We start from the raw sequence: 3,239 nt of genomic DNA, 5'->3' as shown, positions 1-3,239 counted from the left end.
GGCTGTGCCGTCATAATTTGCGGTGCCGTTTTGGCGTGTAGATGAAACGGGCTGAGAACCAGTGCAATGGCAGCAGCGAGGCGAGTGAAGCTTGATGGCACCCGTGCCGGTGAAGAAGTTGTCATCGTGTGCTCCAAATTGTGAGTAGTGGGGATGATTAACGGTAAGTTCGAGGTGCAAACGAGTAAATACCGCTGAATAAGTGAACCCCTGAATATGTGTGGTGGGTTTAAATATTATGAGGTATGGACACGCCGGAGACGGCAGGAGTGGAATCGATGTCCGTTGGGAATATTATCAACACCTCAACTATATGTTTTTTAAGATGCTGATGGAATGGCTATAACTTGGTTGAATATGGCTCGCATGGATGGAGTCATGTAAAATCAGCGACTTTGAGTTTTTTTGCTCACATCGACCCATTGCGATATACAGTGACGTATTACCATGCAGTTAGCACAACACAAATTTGGTGACTTCCTTCAACGGAAAAACATAGACTTTTCTGCTCGGACATATTTTGTTCATGCCATGAGCTATATGGCACTAGGATTGTTTTCTTCCCTGCTGATCGGCTCTATTCTAAATACCCTTGGAATGAAGCTGGGGATCCCGCTTTTTTCTGAAACGTTATGGCCTATCGCTAAACAAATGACTGGCCCGGCAATCGGTGTGGCCATTGCCTATGCCTTGAAGGCACCACCATTGGTGTTGTTTTCGGCAACAACAGCAGGTGCTGCCGGGGCAGCATTGGGCGGTCCTGTCGGGGCCTACATTGCATCAGTCGCCGCGACTGAATGCGGTAAGCTGGTTGCGAACGAAACGAAAATAGATATCTTGCTGACGCCGGCAGTGACTGTGGTGGTTGGTGTTATCGTCGGAACGCTCGTTGGTCCTCAGGTTGGTGCACTAATGACAGCGCTGGGCGATCTCATTATGTATGCAACACAATTGCAGCCGCTGCTAATGGGGATGATTGTTGCTGTACTAATGGGAATGGCGCTGACGCTACCTATCAGCAGTGCGGCAATTGCTATCATGCTCAGTTTGAATGGCCTGGCCGCAGGGGCGGCAACTGTCGGCTGCTGCGCACAGATGGTTGGCTTTGCCGTAATGAGCTTTCGCGAAAACCGTTGGGCAGGCGTCGTGGCTCAGGGCTTGGGGACATCAATGTTGCAAATGCCAAATATCGTCAAGAATCATAAAGTCTGGTATCCGCCAATTTTGGCTTCTGCCATTCTTGGCCCAATCGCGACTCTGGTCTTTGCTATGGAAAACACGCCGTTGGGCGCAGGGATGGGGACATCAGGCTTTGTTGGCCAGATCCAGTCAATTATCGCACTAGATGCTGCCGGTTGGAGTAGCGGTGAAATTTATACCGCCGTCCTTATGATGCATTTGATCCTTCCTGCGGTTATTACTTTGGTGATAGCCGAAGTGATGCGAAAGGCGGGGTGGATAAAGCCGGGGGATTTGACCCTCAACCTGACGTCTAAGTAGGCAGTGAATTGAGTTGATAAGGAGCATGATAAGTGCTCCTTTTTTATGCCTGAGCCAAAATTAACCGGATTTCTTGTTGGGTTTTATCACATTTATGCCTGTTTTGATGTAAACATGACACAAAGAGATTATCTAGCTGATATTATTCATATATTAAGAGTATTCTGAACTCTGTAGGAAGTTAATGCTCTATCGGGCAATGGCGGATGCTGAGTAGGAAAGGCGAATTGTTTAGCAGGTTGAAAAGATATGATGTCATCTTGGAAAGTATCATTAGTGGTTGGGTTTGTATTGGGAAGTATCCTGGCTTCGGCTGTATGGAACCGCAACCCCGGCCCCAGCCAAGAAGAGTATGAGCTGCTATTACATAAAAATGCCGTATTGGCTGAAAAGCAACAGGCGCTACAGGAAAGTTTTGAAGAGCTGGAAACACAGAAGGCCTTAGAGCTTGAGAATGCATTCGAGCAATTGACCAGCAAGCAGGCCGAGCTTGAGCAGCAGAAAGCCGATTATGAGAAACAGTTGGCTCAATTGAAGCAGCAGCGGAAAAAGTTAGTCGTGACCAAGAAGAAATTGGATACCAAAGTGGTTGAACTGGAGACGGCGACAGAAAAACAGCAAGTGGTGCTGAGTCATTCGAAAGAGCTGTATCAACAGCAGCTGCTGCTGCAAAAGCAGGTAGCCAAGGCAGAAGCGGATGTGAAGAAAGCCAAACGTGTAGCTGAAGACTTTAAGAAGCCGTGTGACGAGTTTAAGTCGGGCACAAGCTGGAACTGGGTTTCGCAGGCAGATTGCGATAAGTACGATGCTAAGATAAAGGCTGTTGCTGATGAAGAAGCGCAATTAACGGCACTGAAGACTGAGCTGGAAGCACTTAACCAAAAGATTGAAGTTAACCTACCCAAGAAACAGTAGGGCAATAGAAGTAAGTGTAATTTACAAGGCGGGGTGATACCTCGCCTTTTCATTATGAGAGAGAAATGATGAACCTTTTTGACAACATTCCGGCTGAACTACCAGAGGAAGTGTTTGAGGATATTGTCAACACATCGAGTGTTCGTATAGAACGTATTATTTCCAAAGGTCATACGACGCCAACGGATGAGTGGTACGATCAAGATGAGCACGAATGGGTTGTTGTGCTTAAAGGCGAAGCACGAATAATGTTTGAAGACGGCTGCCGGGAAGTGTACCTGAAGGAAGGGGACCACTTGAATATCCCTGCCCACCAGCGCCATCAGGTGTCATGGACTAGACCCGATCAAGAGACCATATGGTTAGCGGTGTTCTACCGTTAGCAAGCAGCTCGCTAAGACGATTGCTATGTTGAGCTGCTTTATTTAATTTATTGGTTTATCGGCCTTATTGATTTGTTGAACCTGTTTGGGCTGTAAATGGTCACACTTCAAATCGAACAAGGCCTGCCAAGGCTTGCGGATAACCCCTTTCTGACGCTAATGCCTTCGCCTTGGTAATAACTTCCTCTTGGCTTAGCCCGGATGTCACAGGAAATTGCTTCTCCAGAGGTTGGGGTGTTAGTTTTACCTTCGGCAGTAGTTCTTCATCCACAAGCTGTTGGATAACCCCTTCTGCAGCCGACAGAGCAGAAGATGCTTTGACAATTTCTGTCCTGGCATAACGACGACCTGCGAAAGAGATATCTGCTGCTCTAAGAGAAGGATCATCCCCCGGGATCTGCTGAGCACCAAACAATGGTTTTCCACCGACAGTCGCCGTCT

3 protein-coding genes and 1 pseudogene are annotated in these 3,239 nt (G+C 47.5%); 3 read left to right on the top strand and 1 reads right to left on the bottom strand.

Annotation, left to right across the window (positions count from 1 at the left end):
* Positions 1-447 precede the first annotated feature (447 nt).
* The 3 genes from MHN01_RS21690 to MHN01_RS21680 all read left to right on the top strand — a co-directional run bounded on the left by MHN01_RS21690 (position 448) and on the right by MHN01_RS21680 (position 2,798).
* Entirely contained in the window at positions 448-1,500 is a 1,053-nt protein-coding gene (locus MHN01_RS21690) for a PTS transporter subunit IIC (RefSeq protein WP_255725396.1), read from the top strand.
* Between the two features lie 249 nt (positions 1,501-1,749).
* Positions 1,750-2,415: a chromosome segregation ATPase gene (locus tag MHN01_RS21685; protein ID WP_239413375.1), complete on the top strand. Its 666-nt coding sequence runs from the start codon at positions 1,750-1,752 to the stop codon at positions 2,413-2,415.
* A 68-nt stretch (positions 2,416-2,483) separates the two neighbouring features.
* Positions 2,484-2,798: a cupin domain-containing protein gene (locus MHN01_RS21680; RefSeq protein ID WP_239413377.1), complete on the top strand. Its 315-nt coding sequence runs from the start codon at positions 2,484-2,486 to the stop codon at positions 2,796-2,798.
* A gap of 100 nt (positions 2,799-2,898) precedes the next feature.
* Here MHN01_RS21680 and MHN01_RS21675 read toward each other — a convergent pair.
* A pseudogene (locus MHN01_RS21675) lies at positions 2,899-3,239 on the bottom strand (FAD-dependent oxidoreductase); the annotation flags it as partial.

Source organism: Photobacterium sp. OFAV2-7, from assembly GCF_022347985.1.
Taxonomy (GTDB): Bacteria; Pseudomonadota; Gammaproteobacteria; order Enterobacterales; family Vibrionaceae; genus Photobacterium.
The sequence above is the reverse complement of the archived record's forward strand: the minus strand, read 5'-3'. Positions and strand labels throughout refer to the sequence as shown.

Coding starts and splice junctions, on each gene's coding strand:
- MHN01_RS21685 (WP_239413375.1), top strand. CDS start 1,750: ATGATGTCATCTTGGAAAGTATCATTAGTGGTTGGGTTTGTATTGGGA.
- MHN01_RS21680 (WP_239413377.1), top strand. CDS start 2,484: ATGAACCTTTTTGACAACATTCCGGCTGAACTACCAGAGGAAGTGTTT.
- MHN01_RS21690 (WP_255725396.1), top strand. CDS start 448: ATGCAGTTAGCACAACACAAATTTGGTGACTTCCTTCAACGGAAAAAC.